The sequence below is a fragment of the Dietzia sp. IBK-p2-16D genome (assembly GCF_057773085.1).
Genome location: NZ_JBYMTL010000008.1, coordinates 39184 through 57614 on the forward strand (window position 1 = coordinate 39184; position 18431 = coordinate 57614).

Genomic DNA, 18431 nt, shown 5'->3' on the forward strand with positions numbered 1-18431 from the left:
TCCGGCATGTCCGGCACCACCCGATCGGCCGAGCTCTTCGCCGAGGCCCGCGAGCTGATCCCCGGCGGAGTCAACTCCCCGGTCCGCGCGTTCAACTCCGTCGGCGGAACCCCGCGTTTCATGCGTGAAGCGCGGGGTTCTCGCATGACGGACGTCGACGGCAACACCTACATCGACCTCGTCTGCTCCTGGGGCCCCATGATCCACGGGCACGCCCACCCCGAGATCGTCGACGCCGTCCGCGACGCCGCGACCCGGGGACTGAGCTTCGGCACCCCGACCGAGGGTGAGGTCGACCTCGCCCGCGAGATCGTCGCCCGCACCTCCGTCGAGGAAGTGCGGCTGGTCAACTCCGGCACCGAGGCCACCATGAGCGCCGTGCGCCTGGCCCGGGGATTCACCGGCCGCTCGAAGATCGTCAAGTTCTCCGGCTGCTATCACGGGCACGTCGACGCCCTGCTCGCGGACGCGGGATCGGGCCTGGCCACGTTCGCCCTCCCGGATTCGCCGGGAGTCACCGGCGCGACCGCCCACGACACGATCGTTCTGCCGTACAACGACATCGACGCCGTCCGGTTGGTCTTCGCCAACCACGGCGACGAGATCGCCTGCGTGATCACCGAGGCCGCCGCCGGCAACATGGGCACCGTCCCGCCGCTCCCCGGCTTCAACGAGGAACTGCGCACCCTGTGCTCTGAGAACGGTGCCCTGCTCGTGATGGACGAGGTCATGACCGGATTCCGTGCCGGTGACCGCGGCTGGTGGGGGATCGACGGCGTGGCCGGCGACCTGACGACGTTCGGCAAGGTCATGTCCGGCGGGTTGCCCGCCGCCGCGTTCGGTGGCCGCGCCGACGTCATGGCCTCCCTCGCGCCGGCCGGGCCCGTCTACCAGGCCGGCACCCTGTCCGGTAACCCGGTGGCGGTGGCGGCGGGCCTGACCTCGCTGCGGCTGGCCGACCACGCCTGCTACTACACGCTGCAGACCAACGCCGACCGGCTCGAGGCGCTCATCAGCAACGCCCTGCAGGCCGCGGGTGTCGCGCACACCATCCAGCGGGCGGGCACCATGCTCAGCGTCTTCTTCACCGAGGACCAGGTCACCGACTATGCCGGGGCCAAGGCCGCCGAGACGTTCCGGTACGCGCCGTTCTTCAACACGCTGCTCGACCGGGGGATCTACGCGCCGCCGAGCGCGTTCGAGACCTGGTTTGTCTCCACCGCCCTGACCGACGACGACTTCCAGCACATCGCCGACGCCCTGCCGGTGGCCGCGCAGGCCGCCGCCGCCGCGTCCGCCCCGGAGGCGGGCCGATGAGCCGCGACGGCCGGGGTATGCGCGGCCGACTCGCCGTCCCGTCGACGGGTCCCACCTCATTGCCGATCCCCCTCCGCGGCGATCATCCGGCGCCCGCCGTCGCGCCGCCGTCGCTGGGCGGCTCCGCGGCCACCGCGGCCCCGGAGGAACCTCCCGTCGAGACCCAGCCGGAGGGGTCCGCGTCCTACGGGGCCGAGCCGGGGACGATCGCCGCTCCGGGACAGCCCGTCTCGTCGTCGTCGACCCCCCGAGACACCTCGGCACGCGCAGGGGAGACGCAGACGATCGTGCACCTGGTGCGCCACGGCGAGGTACACAATCCCGAGGGCGTCCTCTACGGTCGGCTGCCCAACTACCGGCTCTCCGAGCTGGGGCGCAGTCAGGCCGAGACCGTCGGCCGGGTGCTGGGGCAGGGGCACGACATCGTGTCGATCGTGGCCTCGCCGCTGCAGCGCGCCCAGGAGACCGCCGCCCCGCTGGCCGAGGCTCTCGGTCTGCCGGTGGGGATCGACGCCGACATCATCGAGGCGGACAACCGCTTCGAGGGACGCAAGGTGGGTGGCCCCGGCGGCGCCCTGCGCGACCCGCAGTACTGGCCGATCCTACTCAACCCGCTTCGCCCGTCGTGGGGCGAGCCGTACCTCCAGATCGCACATCGGATGATCGGCGCCGTCTACTCCACGCTCGACACCGCCCGCGGGCGCGAGGCCGTTCTGGTGAGCCACCAGCTGCCGGTGTACACGACGCGTCGCTTCCTCGAGGGGCGGCGCCTGTGGCACGACCCGCGCAAGCGGCAGTGCTCGCTGGCCTCGATCACGTCGCTGGTGTTCGAGGGAACCACGCTGCGGGACATCGTGTACTCGGAACCGGCGGGGGCGTCCGACCCGTCGCAGACTGGAGCCTGAACCATGCGCAAGACCAAGGCCGTCCTCGGGGCCCTGCTGCTGACCGGTGCCCTCGCCGCCGGCTGCGCGACCGGCGATGACGCCGTGGTGGTGGGCCCGGAGACGTTCGAGTTCGTCAGCCCCGACGGGCAGATCGAGATCCACTATGACCCCCCTGCCGAGCGCAAGCCAGTCGCCACGCTGACCGGGCCCGACCTGCTCGACCCCGATCGCACGCTCACGGTGCAGGAGGACTTCGAGGGCCGGGTCGTGATCCTCAACCTGTGGGGCCAGTGGTGCGGGCCGTGCCGCGCCGAGTCCGACGACCTGCAGCGTCTGCAGGAGGAGTTCGAGCCGAAGGGCGCCACGGTGTTCGGCATCAACCTGCGCGACCCCAACCGGCAGAAGCCGGTGGACTTCGTCGAGGACAACGGCATCACGTTCCCCTCGATCTGGGATCCCAGTAACGCCGCTGTCGCCGCGCTGCGAGGTTTCCCGACCTCCGTGGTTCCGGCGACGATCATCCTGGACAAGCAGCACCGCGTGGCCGCCGTGTACCTCGCCGAGATCACCGACGAGAAGCTGCGCGAGACCGTCAACGCGATCCTCGCCGAGGAGGTCGACCAGACGTGAACCCGGAGACGATCTTGCTCGCGCAGAGTGTGGGGGAGACGTTCCAGCAGACCGTGGCCAGCGGCCCGATCCTGCTCGCATTGGGCGCGTGCATCCTGGCAGGACTCGTGTCGTTCGCCTCGCCGTGCGTCATCCCGCTGGTGCCCGGTTATCTGGCGTACCTCGCCAGCGTCGTGGGCGCCGAGCGTCCGCCGGCTACTGCTGCCGCCGCCGAACGCCAGCGGGCCGCCACCGCCACGCTGACGATGGAGGAGCGCCGCACCCGTCGATCCTCGCGGGCACGGGTGGTGGGCGCGTCCCTGTTGTTCGTGGGTGGCTTCACCGTGGTCTTCGTGATGCTCAGCGCCATGGTGCTGGGCACCGTGCAGTACCTGGCACCCCAGCAGGAATTGCTGCAGCGTCTCGGGGGCGTGGTGACGATCCTCATGGGGCTCGTCTTCATCGGCCTCGTTCCCACTCTGCAGCGGGACACCCGCATGCAGCCCAAGTCGCTGTCCACCTGGATCGGCGCCCCGATGCTCGGCGCCGTGTTCGCCCTGGGCTGGACCCCGTGTCTGGGTCCGACCCTGGCTGCCGCGCTCTCGGTCGCCGCGGGCACCGGGGTCGACGCGGCGCGCGGAGTGCTGCTGATCGTCGCCTACTGCCTCGGCTTGGGCCTCCCGTTCATCATCGTGGCGTTCGGCTCCACCTGGGCGATGCGGACCGTCGGCTGGCTGCAGAAGCACACCCGGACCATTCAGGTGTTCGGCGGCGTCATGCTCATCATCGTGGGCCTGCTGCTGCTGTCCGGCGGGTGGGCGCTGTTCATCGACTGGCTGCGCGACTTCGCGATCTCCGACACCACGCTGCCCATCTGACCCGAGCTGACCGCGCGGCGTCACGCCGCCTCCTGGCCGGTATCGAGCCGGTCAGCGACCGCCGCATCCAGATCGCGGAGGAGGGCGTACGGCAGTATCGGTGCGTCGAGTGGTGCCGGTGGTGGGGGTCCGGGTTTCGGTGGTGGTGGGTTGGCCGCGCGGGGTGTGCCGGCGGGTGGGATCCATCTGACGCCCTGAGGTGCGTGCGGGTCGGGTTCGGTCGACCAGCCGGTCTCGTGGATCATCGCGTGACAGTCGCCGCTGGCCAGTGCGAGTTCGTCGATGTTGGTGTGGCCCCCGGCGGCCCAGGGTCTGCCCGCGTGGTGGGCTTCGCAATGTCTGGCGTCCTGATCGCAGTCGGGGTGTGTACATCCTCCGTAGGCGGCGAACAGAGCCAGGCGTTGGTAGCGGGAGGCGGTGCGGCGACTCCGGAACAGCCGTAGGTCGATTTCCTTGTCGCACAACGCCAGGAACCAGTGGTTGCCGCGGGCCATGGCCAGTGCCTGGGGCACGGGTACGCGGATCCCTCCGTCGGTCTCGCCGCAGCCGGCGAGAGTGGCGAGCTGGTCGAGGTCGACACGCACCACGATCGCTGCCGGTGCGCCGGTCTTGGTGGCGTCCGCAGAGAGGGCGAGTTGCAGGGCGTGGACCATCGCATCGTGCATTCGTTGACCGTCGGTGCGGGTGTCCTTCTCTTCCGGATCTGGCCACAGGCGGCCGGGTTGGCCCCAGCGGGCATGGACCTCGCGCATCAACGCGGCCAGTTGGGGGTCCATGGTGATCGAGGCGCGGGCCATCAGGTCCAGTCCTTGGCCCCCGCACGTGACCGAGCGGCGGCGAGCTCGATCTTCTGCGCCGCGCTCGGTGCGCCCCGGATCGACAGCGTCCAGGAGTCGGTGCGCGTGTTCTTGGAGGCGGCGGGTCGTGCACTGGTCGGCGGCCAGGGCGATCAGCTGCGCTTCCAGGCGGGCGCGCTCCTCGTCGTCGTAGTCGTCGGGCAGAGCGGCCAGGGCGGTGTTGATGACCTTGAGATGTCCGGCGGACAGGGTGCCCTCGGCGGTGGCGCGCATGCGGGCGGTGTCGGCGATGGCGGAGTCGTCGAGCCGGCCGCGGGCATCGCCCGGTGCGAGCCCGAGGCCGCCGGTGAGCATCTGGCGCTCGTTGATGAACCCCATCTGCCGGGCGGTGCTGGAGGAGCGGGCGGCGGACATGACACGGGCCTGGGTGGCGCGGATGCGGCGCTGGGCCTGTTCGAGCGCGACCAGTTCGGCGTGTAGCTCAGCGGCGGACGCCTCGGTCCAGTCGTTCAGTAGGTGCGCATCGAGCGCGGACAGCACGGCAGTCAGCTCGCTACTGACAGTGGCTCGCGCCTCGGTGTCGCTCATGTGTTCGATTAGATCATCGGGGTACGACACAAACACGTCGTCCCAGTTCACGTCGGCGAAAGAGGAACGCCGATGCCGTCATCGCCGAGTGTTCGTGGGCCACTCGCCCAATTGCCCGCCGACTCGTCTGGTCTTTGAGGAGCGCCGCGTCAACTAATTTGTACAACAGGGCCCCCGGCAAAGGGGGCGGTGTCAATACTGATCACATGAACGTGGCCACGGATCGAGTCAGAGTGATCGGTGTCGGCGCACTGACGACGGTGCTCATCGTTGCGTCCGGGTGCGGTGGGCCCGGAGGAGACGCTGATGGGGCACCGGAGCCGGCTCCCACATCCGCCGCGTCGTCGTCACCGGTTGCGACTGCGGCCGCATCGACCCTTTCGAAGGAGGTCGCAACACCGACCTCCATGACACCGCTTTACGAGCCGCCCCGCAGTCCTGCTGCGCCGGCTCAGGCGCTCGTGGCCGAGGGTGCTGAGTGCGGGCCTCGCGGAGCACAGGCCGTCTTCGCCGACGGTGTGACCGCTTATTGCGCCCGTCTGCAGTACACCGACGGTACCGCGTGGTCGCGCGACCCGCAGTTGGCACCGAACCCGGCAGCCGACGAGGCGATGCGGCAGGCAGGGCCACAACTTGGCGATAGTTGTATCGGAGCGGATATCGGCCGGAGGGCGGTCGACGCCAGTGGGGTTGCGATCCTTTGTGACAACTACCTGTGGCGACACGATGTGGGGCAGGAAGCCCGGCACCCATGGGTTGATGACCAGGTCCGATGGATGGAGTGCCTCGAGCAATCGACTGAAGAGGAATGCAGGAATCTGCTCAACAACTAACTCTGACACGTGTGTCGCGACCGGATCCGAGTCCAGCGAAGTTGTCCGCCGCTGGTATCGAACTAGGCGAAGAATTCTCCCCGGATGATCACCCCGCCCACTTCGGGCGGAATCGCATGTACGACGCAGCGAAGCGGCCGTCTGGTTCCACGGCGGGCGAAGGATTCTCCGGGCCCGCGGCTGTGATGACCCACCCGTCGGCCGGTGACGACTGCGATGATCTCTGATCGTGAGCCTCTACCACCTCGAGGGAATCCCCTCTGAACTGCGCCGATGCGACCTTGCAGCCGATTCGTCAAGTCGGGGGAACCGTTCGGCGGCTCGGCCCGTCGTACAGGTTGTGGGAAGAAGTAAAGCTTTCGTAGCCGCGTTGGTGACCGCCGGGGTGGTGCTGTCCGGGTGCGCGTCGGCTGACGGGGGGGATGAGACGACGACGAGCCCAACCGTCACCGAAAACCCGGGCAATCCCTGGGACCTGCCGATCGAGCAGAGGCCTGCCCTGTTCGACCCGTGTGCCGAGATCCCGATCGAGGCTATCGAGGAGGGGGTTGGCGCAAAGGTCGATCCCAATAGCAGCCTCACTAGGCACGAACCAGGAAGCTTGATGGCGTGTGGGTGGACGAACGAACAAGTGCACGTCACAGCCGCAGCTTCATGGAAATCGAGAGCCCAGTTCCTGAACGATAAGAGCCTTAGGCAGGTTGAGCAGGGCGACCGGAGAATGCGAATGGTGGAGGTAGGCGACCAAACGGGCAGTACATGTCTCCAGTTGTTCTTTACCAGTCGAGGGGCAACGTGGATCAAGGTGGACGTGGTGAATGGCCTAGGCGAGTTTCGTGGAAACCGCTTTGTGGAGGCCTGTGACGCCCTCGACCAGGCAATTGCTCCGCTCCTAAAATTTGTGCCAGAGGGGGACTTCAAGTGACTCTTCACTTAGAGGCTGGTGTGGCTCGGGTCTGCGTCCAAAAGTGCAACGACTTCGCCGCAGTAGTGAGATCGGCATCCAACTTCGAGTTTGTCGAGGCATCCCGAAGTTCAACTGGCGCCTTCTCGACTGCAAAACAACTAGGGACGGTGTATTCCCTATTCGCGGATGATGACCTCAGGACGTTACTCAATGGGTTCGTAGATCAAGCACGGGCAATGTCGCTACTCTTCGCCGCCGCCGGTGGGCTTATCGAGGCGCAGGATGAGGCGTTGGCGGGGGCATTGTCCAAGGCGGCTGAGGAGCCTGCCGGGTTGCAGAGCCTCGGGCTGATCCATGCGAGCGACACGGAGGTGTTCTCCCTCGACGAGATGTGTGTGATGGGCGCGTATGGCCGGGTCGGGCCCGAGGACGTGTCGAATTCACCACTCGAGCGGATCGCGCAGTGTGCTGAGGCGTTGGAACCGAGTCAGTTCAGTGACATCCGGGAGCGGGCCACCGCCGTAGCCGAGGCCTTGAGTACCGCTGCGATTCAGCTTCAGAGCGAATTGGGCAATTTGCTTGGCAGCGGCTGGCAGGGTGAGTTCGCCGCGAGCGCGCAGGATTCGGTGTCGGGGCTGGTGAATTCTGCGATCGCGCTTTCGGGGGAGTTGGAGCAGGTCGCGGCCAAGGCCGGGCGCGCGCATGAGGGATTCGTGACGACCCGCAGGAACGTGGCCGAGCAGGCCGCACAGGCCAGGATCGCGCAGATCTCCGGTGACGAGCACGGTCCGGTGGCGCCGTCTGCCGCCGCGGCGTCGCGGGCACGGCTCGAGGCGGCAGAACAGCAGGCCAGGGCGATCGTGAACACCGAGTACAGCCCGGCGGTGATGGACGCCAACCTCGACGACCTCGACTTCACCGCGGCGTACCGGGTGGTGTCGACCTCGGCCCTGGGTGGGCCGAATGGCATCGACATGGCCCGGATCTGGAACACGGAGGGCATCCCGCGGCCAGCCCAACCCGCAGCGCCGAACCCGGCTGCGATCGCCGCCATCACGGGCGGTGTCGACGGCGCGGAGGTCGGAGGCCACGGTGTGGCCGGGGTTCCCGGCGCTGCGGGCGCAGGGGTCACGACGGCGAACTCGCCAGTCGCGGCCACGGACGCAGCCACGGAGCAGGCGCTCCTGGCCGCGCGGGCGGGCGCGGGAGACGGGGGAGGAGCGGCAGCACCGGCTGCGGGCCATCCGGGTGCGGGCGGTGTCGTCAACGCGGCCACCACCGCTGCCGGGGCACCGTTCGCGCCGGTGCCGAGTGCGAACGGTCAGCAGTCCGGCGCCGGGGCCGCCGGTGCGGGCGGCATCCGCGGGATCCGGGGAGCAACCGCTGGCAACAATCGGAGCCATGATCGCGGGTTCGGGTCGTCGGCCGGACTGGTCGGTGGTGGCGGCGCTGCGGCAGCGGGCGCAGGTGCCGGCGCGTCACGGATGGGCGGAGCCGGAACGCTGGCTGGATTCGGTTCCGGCGGTCCGGCCGCCGGGGTCCCCGGGGCCGGTTCGGCAGGTGCGGGTGCTGCGGGACCGGGTGCGGGGGCGTTCTCGTCGTCGTCGACCGGTGCGGCCCAGGCTGGGCGAGCCGGTGCGATGCCGATGGGCGGAATGATGGGCGCCGCGGGAGCCGGGCAGAACAACGACCGTCGCGGGCATACCCCCGCGAGCTATCTGACCAACGCGACCAACACGACGGCGATCATCGGCGACCCGGTCAAGGTTGCGCCCGCGGTGCTCGGCCGTAAACCCGCCGAAGACCCCGCCTCCCTGGCCCCGGACCGGCCCGAACCTGCCCGCGGTCGCGTGATCGGCCGCGACTACACCGGCGGAGGCGCCAACCGTCAGTGACCCCGTCCGCCCCCCACGGAGACGGCCGCCACACCCACCCCGAACGGCCACACCCTGCCAGGATCCGCTCAGGGTCGCCCTACTAGCCTGGGTGCGACCGGCGCCGAGCCGCCTCGGCGCGCCGCGACCCGCAGATGGATCAAATGCCCAGAACCGCTGCCGTCACCGCGTTCCTCCGCAACGCGTGGCGCACTCTCACCGCCATGCGCACGGCGCTGATCCTGCTGTTCCTGTTGGCCGTCGCCGCCATCCCGGGCGCGCTCCTGCCACAGCGCAGCCTCAACGAGGGCAACGTCAACGAGTACATCGCCGAGAACGGGTGGCTGGGCGAGACCTACGACAAGCTCCAACTGTTCGACGTCTTCAGCAGCTGGTGGTTCACCGCCATCTACGTCCTGCTGTTCGTCTCGCTGGTCGGCTGCCTCACCCCGCGTTGCTTCGAGCTGGTCCGCCAGCTGCGCACGCCCCCGCCGCTGACCCCGCGCAACCTGTCCCGCCTGCCGCACCACGCCGCGTACCGGACCACGGCCACGCCGGAGCAGGCCGCGGACCAGATCCGTCGCGAGCTCAAGGGCCGGGTCCGGCGCAACGACGGCGACGGCCGTGTCCCCGGCACCATCGAACTGTCGACCGAGCGCGGCTACTCACGCGAGGTCGGCAACATCGTGTTCCACTTCGGCCTGCTCGCGCTGCTCATCATGTTCGCGGCCGGCAAGTTCGTCTACGCCGAGGGCATGCGCGTCGTCGTCGCCAACCCGGACTCCCCGGCGTTCTGCAACACCACCCCCAGCGCCTACGACTCGTTCCGCGCCGGACTGCTGGTCGACGGGACGGACCTCGAACAGTTCTGCATCAAGATCGAGGACTTCCGCGCCGACTACCTGCCCAACGGACAGGCCGAGATGTTCACCTCCAACGTGCGCTACACGGAGGAGGTCACCACCACCGACCCCGACACGTGGGAGCCGTTCGAGATGCGGGTCAACCACCCGCTGCGCATCGGGTCCACCCGCGTCTACCTGCAGGGTCACGGTTTCGCGCCGACGTTCACGGTGACGTTCCCGAACGGCGAGACCCGCACGGACACCCAGCACTGGTCGCCGACCGAGCTCCAGACGTTCCTCTCCTCGGGCATCATGCGCTTCGACCCGCCGGCGGGGTTGTACCCGGATCTGGCCGAGCGGCGCACGCAGCAGATCGCCATCCAGGGCTTGTTCGCCCCGACCGCCCAGTTCGACGGCACCCTCCTGAGCTCGCGGTTCCCCCGCATGGACGACCCGGCGGTGGCGATCGACGTCTACCGCGGTGACGCCGGCCTGGACACGGGCCGCCCGCAGTCGATCTTCTCGCTCGAACCGGACCTCATCGAGTCCGGCGCGCTCAACCGCGAGGCCCGCGTCAACCTCAAGCCCGGCGAGACCACCACTCTCGCCGACGGCACGGAGGTCCGCTTCGACGGCGCCGAGGAGTTCGTCAACATCCAGGTCTCCTCCGACCCCACGCAGATCTGGGTGGGCGTGTCCGCCGCCGTGATGATGGCGGGACTGGTGCTCAGCCTGATGGTGCGGCGCCGGAGGATCTGGGCGCGGGTGAGTGTCGACGACGACGAGGTCACCCGCGTCGAGCTGGGTGGCCTCGCCAAGACGGACCGATCGGGCTGGGGGAGCGAGTTCGACGAGCTGAGGGACCGGCTGGTCTCGGCGTCGTCCGTCACACCCGTGTTGCCGGGTGATGCCGACGCGGGCCACACTTCAACTAGTCGCGGCACCGCCGCCGACGCCGCGCGGAAGGACGACACCCGGTGATCACTCTGACCCTCGCACAGGGCCTGCCCATCGACGAGACGCTGGCCACCTACTCGGACCTGGCGTTCCGGACGGCCTTCGGGATCTATGCACTGGCGCTGATCGCGTCGCTGATCTACTACGCGGGTTTCCGCGTCGCGAAGGTCTCCGAGAAGGAGTTGGTCACCGCCGGCGGGACCGGATTGACGGAGTCGCGCTCGCTCACCGACACCGGCGACGAGGAGCGGGCCTCGGCCGGCAACGTGCGGTGGGCGCGGATCGCGCAGCTGTTCGTCGTGATCGGGTTCGTCTTCCACGCCGCGTCGCTGGTGCTGCGCGGGCTGTCCACGGAGCGGTTCCCGTGGGGCAACATGTACGAGTTCATCCTGGGCAGCACCCTGTTGGCGGTGGCGGCGGGGCTGATCTGGCTGCGCAAGCCCGCGCTGCAGGTGGTGTGGCCGTATCTGCTGGTGCCGATCCTGGTCCTGCTGTTCTTCGGCGGGACGCACCTGTACTCCGACGCCGCTCCCGTGGTGCCGGCGCTGCGCTCGTACTGGCTGCCGATCCACGTGTCGATCATCGCGCTGGGCTCCGGCATCCTGCTCATCCCGGGTGTCGTGTCGATCATGTACCTCATCCGCGTGTGGCAGCCGCAGGGCCAGGAGTCCGGGTGGGGTGCCCGCCTGGCTCGCCCGCTGCCGGCCGCCGAGACCCTCGACCGTCTGGCCTACCGCACCACGGTCATCGGCTTCCCGGTCTTCGGCGTGGGCATCCTGCTCGGCGCCGTGTGGGCCGAGAGTGCGTGGGGCCGCTTCTGGGGTTGGGACCCCAAGGAGACGGTGTCGTTCATCTCGTGGGTGCTCTACGCCGGCTACCTGCACGCCCGCGCGACCTCCGGCTGGGGGCCCAAGAAGGCGGCGTGGATCAACATCGCCGGCTTCGTGGTGCTGGTGTTCAACCTGTTCTTCATCAACATCGTGGTCTCGGGCCTGCACTCCTACGCCGGTCTGAACTAGTCGCCGCGGGCCGGCCCGCAGCCGCGTCTCCTGCAGACCCACCACCCGCAGCCGCGCGCCTCAGAGTCATTCTGCTGCTATATATCCCGTCCGGATGACTCTGGAGCGCGCGGCTGTGGTGGTTTCGGCCCGGTGTACGTGCCGGCATTCGTGTGGGCCCCGTCGCGACGGCCGCGGTCACGACGGACCCGGCGGGGCCGCCATCGTGTGGACGACGTCCGCCCACTCGGCCGCGAGCCGCTCATCGTGGGTGATCGCGAGGACGCCGAGCCCCCGGTCGGCGCGAGCCCGCAGGACCGCCGCGATCGCATCGGAGCTCTCGGGGTCCAGATGCGCGGTGGGCTCGTCGGCGATCAGGTAGCGCGGCCGCTGGGCCAGGGCCCGGGCGAGGCAGGCGCGGTGGAGTTGTCCGCCGGAGACCTGTCCGGGCCGGCGGTCGAGTAGGCCGGGGTCCAGTCCGACCTCGCGGGCGAGTTCGTCCACGTCCACCGCGGTCCCGCGCAGCCGCCCCGGCAGCGAGATCATCCGCCGGAGCGTCATCCGGGGGTCCGCTCCCGCCACGGGGTCCTGATCCAGCAGTGCCGTGTGCCCGGGCAGCCGGCCGCGCCGGGGTCGCACCGGCCGGGGCCGCACCGACCGGGAACGCGAGCCGCCGGTCAGCGTCCCGGGCTCGTCGGTCACCGTCACAGACCCGGCTGCGGGTGCCAGCAGCCCGGCGAGCAGGTGTGCCAGGGTGGTCTTGCCGCTTCCCGAGGGGCCCACGAGCGCGGTGATCCGGCCCCCGTGCACGGTCAGGTCGGTCGGTGGCAACGCGAATCCGTCGGGCCCGGCGTGCCGGAAGGCGACCCCGCGTGCGGACAGGGTCATGACGACACCAACTCCGCGGGCGGTGTGGAAGGCGCCGCCGACGCCGCCGACGCCGACGCTGCTGACACGGAGTCAGGCGCCGCCCCCTGCAATCGCCCCCCGCGCATTCCGAGGACCTCGTCCGCGACGCCGCTCGCGTCGAGCGCGTCCAGGTCGTGGGTCGCGAGGAGCACGGCGATCCCGGTCTCGTCGGCGAGGCGGCGCAGCCGGGCCAGGACGCGCACGGCCAGATCGGGGTCGAGCCCGGTGGTGGGCTCGTCGGCGAGCAGCACCGTGGGCCCGGCGCTCAGGGCGGCCGCGATCGCCATCCGGCGGAGTTGACCGCCGGAGAGCTGATGCGGGTACCGGTCGGCCAGGGCGGGATCGACCCCCACCAGGCGACACAGTGCGTCGACGTCACGGGCGCAGCGGGAGCCACTGCCCCCGCGGGTCACCGCGAGCCCCTCTTCGAGTTGGCCCCGCACGCGCCGGGTCGGGGTGAACGCGTCCGCGACGGACTGGGGGACGTGCCCGGTCGACCCACCGGGGCCCACCTCCACCCGGCCCGTGGTGATCGCTCCCGGGGGCGTCAGCCCGGCACACGCGTCGAGCAGGCTGGACTTGCCGGCGCCCGAGGGGCCGACGAGCGCTACGAGCCGGCCCGGCGTGATCCTCAGCGACACCCCGTCGACGGCCGTCACCGTGCCCGGACCCCGGTCGGCCCCCGCGCCTGGGTCCGGTCCGATGCCCGCCCCCGCGTTCGAGCTGCGGCCGGGGTGCGCCACCACGAGATCGACCACCGTCAGCCCCGCGCGGCAGGCGCCCACCTCGTCGTCGTCGGGGTTGTGTTCGTCGCGGTCGGAGGCCCCGCCCCGCAGCACCCCGCCGCGCACCACCCCGCGCCCCACCACCCCGCGCCCTCGGCGCCCAGACCCGGGCCCCAGCAGCGCCACCGCCACGGTCACCGCGATGAGCGCGGCGGTGGGGAAGACCAGCGGCCACCACCGGCCGAGCAGCAGTCCGGACTGGGAGAGCGCGATCAGCGTGCCCAGGCTCGGTCGTTCGGGCGGCATCCCGATGCCCAGGAACGACAGCGTCGACTCGTGCCACACCGCGTGCGGGACCATGAGCACCATCGCCAGGCCGGCCTGCCCCACCACGGCCGGAACCACGTGCCACCGCGCGAGCTGGAGCGGGGACGCACCGGCAACGCGGGAGGCGGCCACGTATCGCGAGGCCATGACCTTCTGCGCCTCGGCCCGCACCACCCGCGCGACGGCGGGCCAGTGCGTCAGCGCCAGTGCCGTCACGATGGCGGCGAGCGAGCCCCGGAACAGCGCCACCACCACGACGGTGGCGAGCAGGTGCGGAACGGCGGCGACCGCATCGGTGCACCGCATGAGTGCGGCATCGATCCGACCTCCGACCGCCGCGGCTGCGGCCCCCACGGCCACGCCGAGCGCCCCGGCGAGCACGGCCGCACCCGCGGCGACCGCCAATGACACCCGCAGCGCCTGAGCCACCCGCACGGACAGGTCGTGGCCGAGCCCGTCGGTGCCCATCGGGTGCGCCCACGTCGGTGGCAGATCGGCCGACAGGTAGCCCGACGCCGCCATCCCGGCGGGCGCGATCACGGGCCAGGCCAGCGCGAACGCGACGAGCACCGTCAGCAGCACGGTCCCCGCGGCCCGGCGGCCGGACAACCCCCGCGCCACCGACCCCCGCGCCACCGACCCCCGCGCCACCGACCGATCACGCATCGATCCGCACCCTCGGGTCGGCGATGAGCAGCAGGCAGTCGGCGAGCCACGTGCCGACCAGAACGGTGAGCGAGGCGGCGACCGTCACCGCGGCGAGCAGGGCGAAGTCGGCCCCCAGCGCGGCGTCGACGGTCGCGGACGACAACCCGGGCCAGGCGAACACCGTCTCCACCACCAGCGATCCGATCATCACCTCGGGCACCCGCGAGCCGAGCAGCGCGACCAGCGGCGCCCAGGCCACGGGAGCGACGTGCCCGGTCAGGACGGTCCATTCGCTCAGGCCGCGCGCCCGGGCCTCGGCGACCGCCGGCGACGCCTCCGCGTCGAGCACCGCCCGTCGGTACGCGAGCAGCATCCACGGCACCTGTCCGGCGGCCAGCACGACCGCGGGCAGCACGCCGTAGCGCAGGACGCCGCCCACCGTGGCCGCCTGCCCGGGCGGGGTCGCACCGGAGACGGGCAGCCACCCCAGCGCCACCGAGAACACGGCGACCGAGCCCAGGGCCAGCGCGAACGTCGGAACAGAGCTCAGCGCGACTGCCGCCCCGGCGAGTGCCCGGTCGACCGCGCCGTGGGGGCGCGCCGCCGCGATGAGGCCGGAGAATACGACGACGACGAGGGCGATCAGAAGCCCCACCGCCGACAGTCCCACGGTCCACGGAAGCCGCTCGGTGAGCACCTCGAGCACCGGTTGGCGGTACGTGGGGGAGTAGCCGGCATCGCCGGTCGCCAGTCCCGCCAGCCACTGCGCCCAGGCCTGCCACCAGGGCCGATCGGTCCCGAGGGCGGTGGCGGCGGCCGAGCGTTCGGCCTCGGTGAGGCGTTCGTAGCCGTCGCCCAGGTGGGCGGCCAGCGGGTTGAGCGGGGAGGCGCCGGCCAGCGCGAACGCCGCCAGCGTCACCGCGAGGACCATGATCGGCGCGGCGAGCGCCCGGCGGACCGTGATGCGCGCGAGGTCGGGCCGCCGTTCCCGCAGTCGGCGGATCACCGGCGGGCCGTCCAGTGCGCGATCGCCCACCACGGTCCCCAGGTCGCGCCATGGGAGTGCGGCTCGAGGATCGGGGCGGGGCCGCTGTGGCCGGTGACGCGGATGAGGTAGGTGTGCTCCAGCGTCGCGAGGAACAGGTGTCCGGGGTCGCGGTGGTAGGCCTGTTGGGCCTGCCGGTAGAGGCGGGTGCGCTCGTCCGGGTCGGCGGTGCGGCGGGCGGCGTCGAGGGCGCGGTCGACGTCCGCGTTGCCGTAGCCGCCGGGGTTGTCCAGCGGCCCGGACTGTGGGGTCGGCGAGTGCAGGGCCCGGTAGGCCTGGGTGTCGACGGTGTACGGGTTGTCACCGCCGCCGAGCAGGACCGCCACCTCCCCGGACCTGGCCTCGATCTCATCCCACGTCCCGCCCCACAACTCCACCGCCACGCCCACCTCGCGCAGCTGGTCGGCCACGGCCGAGGCCAGTTCGCGGCGCAGCGAGTCGGCGACGGGATAGGCCACCACGAACTCGGCCCTGGCCCCGTCTGCCCCGCCAGCGCCGCCGCCCGATCCGCCCTCGCGGACCAGCACCCCGTCCGGCCCGGGCCGCCACCCGGCTGCCGCGAGCTGGCCCCGCGCGTCGGCCCGGCGCACGGCCGGGTCCGCGCCGGCCTGCTCGCCGGCCACGCCGACCGGTTCGAACTCCGGGTAGGCGTCGGTGATCGGCGAGGTGGCGGGCCGGCCGTGTCCGGCCAGGACGTGCTCGACCAGCGCGTCCCGGTCCACGGCCAGTGACAGCGCGCGCCGGACCGCCGGGTCGCCGGTGAACGGGTGCGCGGTGGGCAGGGCCACGGCCCGCCAGTCGGCGCTGCCCACCGACACCAGCTCCAACCCCTCGCGGCCGGCCAGCCCCGCAGCCAGGGACGGGGGCAGGACGGTGCCGTCGACCTCGCCGGTGACGATCATCTGGGCGCGGGCGTTCTCGTCGGGCACCGATCGCAGGACGAGGGTGTCGACGTCGGGGGCGCCGTCGCGGTGGTCGGGATCGCCCACGAGCACGGCTTCGCCGGGGGAGAGTCGCTCCAACCGGTACGGCCCCGTGCCGACGGGCGCGGTGTTGAGCGGGGACTCCGCCGCCGGCCCCGGCGCGAGCAGTTCGGACGGGGCGATCCCGAGCAGTAGTCGCGCGGGCATCCCCGGGTCCGGTGCCTCGAGTCCGAACTCCACCGTGAGCGGGTCCGGCGTGGCGATCCGGGCGATCGAGGTGTAATCCGACGCGATCGGCGAGCCCGACACCGGATCGGCCACCGCCCGGTAGGTGGCGGCGACGTCCCCGGAATCCAGCGCGCTGCCGTCGTGGAACCGCACTCCCGCGCGCAACCGGACGGTCCAGGTGAGCCCGTCGTCGCTGACCTCCGGGTCGGCTGCGGCTAGGGACGGCACGAGGTCGGGCAGCGTCTCGTCGTCCGTGGCAGCCGGGCGCAGCAGCCCCTCGTACAGCGGCGAGACGCCGGTGGAGCCGTACCCGGCGACCGGGTTGAACTCGCCCAGCGGCCCCGAGTCGGCCAGCACGATCCGGCCGCCGCCGCCGCCGCCGCCACCGCCGCCACCGCCGCCACCGCCGGCGGACGGCATCGCGCATCCCGATGCGACCAGGGCCAGTGCGAGGCCCACACCGACGACGGCGTAGAACGGTCTCAAGTGCGTCTCCTGCCCACGGGAGATACGTGTCCGGCCGGACACCTAGCGCGCTGAGCGTAGAGGCAGAATGTGTCGCGGCTGTTACGGAGGAACCGATGGACGTGAGCCGATGGACGTGAACGACTGGGCCGCGCGATTCGACCTGCTCGCCGACCCCACCCGCCTCGGTCTCCTCGCGCACATGCACCACGCCGGGCCGGGCGTCGCGACGGTGTCCGACCTGGCGGGGGCCGTCGGCATCACGCGCAATGCGGCGTCCCAGGCCCTGCGGATCCTGCGCGAGCAGGGCTGGGTCAGCGCGACCCGCGACGCGGCCGACGGTCGCATCGTGCGCTACACCCTCGTCGACGACACCGTGCACCGGATCCTGCACCTCATGGGCGCGCGCCACGACTGAATCCCGGCGGTAACACCTCGGCAACGTGACCTCGCCATCCTGAGCGCATGGACATCTTCGTGGCCGAGACGCTGGCCCGCTGGCGCAGCGCCGGCATCGCGTGCGCGCTGGCCCGGGTCGTCGCGACGGGAGGGTCGGCGCCGCTGGCCCCGGGCACCGCGATGGCCGTCTCCGCGACCGGGGACGTGGTCGGCGGCGTCTCCGGTGGCTGCGTTGACGCGGCGGTGTACACCCTCTGCGAGCAGGCCCTCGCCGACGGTCGCCCGGCCCTCGCGCGGTTCGGTCCGGACGGCGACGAGCTCCCCGACCCACTACTCGATGTCGGCCCCACCTGCGGCGGATCGCTCGAGGTGTTCGTCGAATCCCTCGCCGCCGAGGACTCACCCCCGGGCGCCGTTCACCCTGCCGATCGCCTCATCGCCGCCGCGCGCGAGCGCCGCGCCGTGGTCGCGGCCACCGTCCTGGACGGCCCCTGCGCCGGGCAGTGGATGGTGGTGGGAGGAGACGGGGGGACAGGGGTCGACGACGACGAGGCCCCGCCCTGGGCCCGCGGGCCGGTGGCCGCGGCGATCGCCGAGGGACGCGGAACCGGCGTCACCACCGCTGGCCTCACCACCGCCGGCCTGCCCGCGCGCGTCTTCCTGCACCGGCTCGACCCACCACGGCTGCTGGTGTTCGGGGCGACGGCTTTCGCCGAGGCCCTCGTGCCGCTCGGCGCCCAGCTGGGCTACCGGGTGACGGTGTGCGATGCCCGTCCGGTGTTCGCGGCTGCCGAGCGCTTCCCGGCGGCCGCCGAGGTGGTGCGGTGCTGGCCACACGAGTACCTCGCCGGGACCCGCGTCGACGCCTCCACCGCGATCTGCGTCCTCACCCACGATCCGAGGTTCGACCTCCCGCTGCTGGTCGAGGCGCTGCGGACCCGCGCCGGGTACATCGGGGCGATGGGTAGCCGCCGCACCCACACCCAGCGGATGACGGACCTGCGCGCGGAGGGGGTCCCCGAGGCGGCGCTGCAGCGCGTGCACTCGCCGATCGGGCTGGACCTCGGCGCCCGCACGGCGGCGGAGACGGCACTGTCGATCGCGGCCGAGCTCGTCGCCCACCACCGGGGCGGAACCGGGTCGCCTCTCGTGGGGATGGACGCCGCGATCCACCGGTGAACGCGGCCGCCGAGCCACCCCACCCGCGACGTAACACGGGGGACACGCTTCAGTGACCGTGCCGGAACCGCGCGTCGATACACATGTAGCGCA

At 71.5% G+C, this 18431-nt stretch carries 15 protein-coding genes; 10 read left to right on the forward strand and 5 right to left on the reverse strand.

The genetic code is table 11. The features are described 5' to 3' along the window. The first annotated feature begins 6 nt into the window (after positions 1–6). From hemL to AC3DE3_RS15775, 4 genes are read left to right on the forward strand one after another with little or no spacing between them, the layout of a single operon-like run. A complete protein-coding gene (hemL, locus tag AC3DE3_RS15760) occupies positions 7–1317 on the forward strand; it encodes a glutamate-1-semialdehyde 2,1-aminomutase (protein ID WP_488370671.1) in 1311 nt (436 codons plus the stop codon). After that, positions 1314–2222: a histidine phosphatase family protein gene (locus AC3DE3_RS15765; protein ID WP_488370589.1), complete on the forward strand. Its 909-nt coding sequence runs from the start codon at positions 1314–1316 to the stop codon at positions 2220–2222. Before hemL ends, AC3DE3_RS15765 begins: the two co-directional genes overlap by 4 nt. A gap of 3 nt (positions 2223–2225) precedes the next feature. Further along, on the forward strand, positions 2226–2834 hold the full coding sequence (locus AC3DE3_RS15770) for a TlpA family protein disulfide reductase (RefSeq protein ID WP_488370590.1): 609 nt from the start codon (positions 2226–2228) through the stop codon (positions 2832–2834). Continuing rightward, positions 2831–3691 carry a cytochrome c biogenesis CcdA family protein gene (locus AC3DE3_RS15775; protein ID WP_163376369.1) on the forward strand — a complete coding sequence of 287 codons (861 nt, stop codon included), beginning with the start codon at positions 2831–2833 and terminating at the stop codon, positions 3689–3691. The genes AC3DE3_RS15770 and AC3DE3_RS15775 overlap by 4 nt, the downstream gene beginning before the upstream one ends. A 20-nt stretch (positions 3692–3711) precedes the next feature. On the opposite strand, the gene AC3DE3_RS15780 is transcribed toward AC3DE3_RS15775, so the two are convergent. Next, positions 3712–5076 carry an HNH endonuclease signature motif containing protein gene (locus AC3DE3_RS15780; RefSeq protein WP_488370591.1) on the reverse strand — a complete coding sequence of 455 codons (1365 nt, stop codon included), beginning with the start codon at positions 5074–5076 and terminating at the stop codon, positions 3712–3714. A gap of 1062 nt (positions 5077–6138) precedes the next feature. Here AC3DE3_RS15780 and AC3DE3_RS15785 point away from each other — a divergent pair. The 4 genes from AC3DE3_RS15785 to ccsB all read left to right on the forward strand — a co-directional run bounded on the left by AC3DE3_RS15785 (position 6139) and on the right by ccsB (position 11511). Continuing rightward, positions 6139–6834: a DUF3558 family protein gene (locus AC3DE3_RS15785; protein ID WP_488370592.1), complete on the forward strand. Its 696-nt coding sequence runs from the start codon at positions 6139–6141 to the stop codon at positions 6832–6834. Positions 6835–6983: 149 nt separating this feature from the next. Then, positions 6984–8711 carry a hypothetical protein gene (locus AC3DE3_RS15790; RefSeq protein WP_488370593.1) on the forward strand — a complete coding sequence of 576 codons (1728 nt, stop codon included), beginning with the start codon at positions 6984–6986 and terminating at the stop codon, positions 8709–8711. Positions 8712–8854: 143 nt separating this feature from the next. Then, the gene (resB, locus tag AC3DE3_RS15795) at positions 8855–10516 is read left to right on the forward strand and encodes a cytochrome c biogenesis protein ResB (RefSeq protein WP_488370594.1); all 1662 of its coding nucleotides are present in this window, start codon (positions 8855–8857) and stop codon (positions 10514–10516) included. Continuing rightward, a complete protein-coding gene (gene ccsB / locus AC3DE3_RS15800) occupies positions 10513–11511 on the forward strand; it encodes a c-type cytochrome biogenesis protein CcsB (RefSeq protein WP_488370595.1) in 999 nt (332 codons plus the stop codon). The genes resB and ccsB overlap by 4 nt, the downstream gene beginning before the upstream one ends. A 177-nt stretch (positions 11512–11688) precedes the next feature. Here ccsB and AC3DE3_RS15805 read toward each other — a convergent pair whose 3' ends face one another. From AC3DE3_RS15805 to AC3DE3_RS15820, 4 genes are read right to left on the reverse strand one after another with little or no spacing between them, the layout of a single operon-like run. Further along, positions 11689–12378 (reverse strand): ATP-binding cassette domain-containing protein, encoded by a 690-nt coding sequence (locus AC3DE3_RS15805; protein ID WP_488370596.1) that lies wholly within the window; start codon positions 12376–12378, stop codon positions 11689–11691. After that, positions 12375–14117 carry an ATP-binding cassette domain-containing protein gene (locus AC3DE3_RS15810; protein ID WP_488370597.1) on the reverse strand — a complete coding sequence of 581 codons (1743 nt, stop codon included), beginning with the start codon at positions 14115–14117 and terminating at the stop codon, positions 12375–12377. The genes AC3DE3_RS15805 and AC3DE3_RS15810 overlap by 4 nt, the downstream gene beginning before the upstream one ends. Then, positions 14110–15135: an ABC transporter permease gene (locus AC3DE3_RS15815; protein WP_488370598.1), complete on the reverse strand. Its 1026-nt coding sequence runs from the start codon at positions 15133–15135 to the stop codon at positions 14110–14112. The genes AC3DE3_RS15810 and AC3DE3_RS15815 overlap by 8 nt, the downstream gene beginning before the upstream one ends. Next, complete coding sequence (locus AC3DE3_RS15820) at positions 15102–16781, reverse strand: ABC transporter substrate-binding protein (RefSeq protein ID WP_488370599.1); 1680 nt, start codon at positions 16779–16781, stop codon at positions 15102–15104. The genes AC3DE3_RS15815 and AC3DE3_RS15820 overlap by 34 nt, the downstream gene beginning before the upstream one ends. Before the next feature lie 109 nt (positions 16782–16890). Between AC3DE3_RS15820 and AC3DE3_RS15825 the strand changes: the two genes are divergently transcribed. Continuing rightward, a complete protein-coding gene (locus AC3DE3_RS15825; protein ID WP_260488765.1) occupies positions 16891–17178 on the forward strand; it encodes an ArsR/SmtB family transcription factor in 288 nt (95 codons plus the stop codon). Between the two features lie 47 nt (positions 17179–17225). Further along, a complete protein-coding gene (locus AC3DE3_RS15830; protein ID WP_260488764.1) occupies positions 17226–18338 on the forward strand; it encodes an XdhC family protein in 1113 nt (370 codons plus the stop codon). The last annotated feature ends 93 nt before the right edge of the window (positions 18339–18431 follow it).

What these genes read in the sequence shown, in the direction of transcription:
- hemL (WP_488370671.1), top strand. Translation starts at nt 7, where the DNA reads ATGTCCGGCACCACCCGATCGGCCGAGCTCTTCGCCGAGGCCCGCGAG.
- AC3DE3_RS15765 (WP_488370589.1), top strand. Translation starts at nt 1,314, where the DNA reads ATGAGCCGCGACGGCCGGGGTATGCGCGGCCGACTCGCCGTCCCGTCG.
- AC3DE3_RS15770 (WP_488370590.1), top strand. Translation starts at nt 2,226, where the DNA reads ATGCGCAAGACCAAGGCCGTCCTCGGGGCCCTGCTGCTGACCGGTGCC.
- AC3DE3_RS15780 (WP_488370591.1), bottom strand. Translation starts at nt 5,076, where the DNA reads ATGAGCGACACCGAGGCGCGAGCCACTGTCAGTAGCGAGCTGACTGCC.
- resB (WP_488370594.1), top strand. Translation starts at nt 8,855, where the DNA reads ATGCCCAGAACCGCTGCCGTCACCGCGTTCCTCCGCAACGCGTGGCGC.
- AC3DE3_RS15805 (WP_488370596.1), bottom strand. Translation starts at nt 12,378, where the DNA reads ATGACCCTGTCCGCACGCGGGGTCGCCTTCCGGCACGCCGGGCCCGAC.
- AC3DE3_RS15810 (WP_488370597.1), bottom strand. Translation starts at nt 14,117, where the DNA reads ATGCGTGATCGGTCGGTGGCGCGGGGGTCGGTGGCGCGGGGGTCGGTG.
- AC3DE3_RS15825 (WP_260488765.1), top strand. Translation starts at nt 16,891, where the DNA reads ATGGACGTGAACGACTGGGCCGCGCGATTCGACCTGCTCGCCGACCCC.
- AC3DE3_RS15830 (WP_260488764.1), top strand. Translation starts at nt 17,226, where the DNA reads ATGGACATCTTCGTGGCCGAGACGCTGGCCCGCTGGCGCAGCGCCGGC.